The organism is Psychrobacter sp. 16-MNA-CIBAN-0192, from assembly GCF_040309565.1.
Taxonomy (GTDB): Bacteria; Pseudomonadota; Gammaproteobacteria; order Pseudomonadales; family Moraxellaceae; genus Psychrobacter.
The window spans coordinates 1-252 of record NZ_JBEOOX010000517.1; the positions used below are offsets into that span (position 1 = coordinate 1).

General features: G+C 46.0%; 1 protein-coding gene. It reads right to left on the reverse strand.

Annotation, left to right across the window (positions count from 1 at the left end; all coding sequences use genetic code 11):
- A partial coding sequence (locus AAEY78_RS14200) for a hypothetical protein (protein WP_352340061.1) occupies window positions 1-252 on the reverse strand: 252 nt, incomplete at both ends.

Genomic DNA, 252 nt, shown 5'->3' on the forward strand with positions numbered 1-252 from the left:
CTTTATGATCATCTAAAAAGATAATCACTGGCATCACTGAGCAATCGCCGTTGAGTAACCCCGTGCTGGTTTCTACCCGCGAGGTAGATTGTACTAAGCTTGCAGAGTTACGTGGCAGGCTTTGCCATTTAAGGTTACCTTCGTTATAACCGGCATTTACCGACTGCGCTACCGAGCTTAAGCTTACCGCTGATTGCACACCGGCAACATTCTCTACTTTGTATTGAAAACGGCTAATACGCTGCATCACAT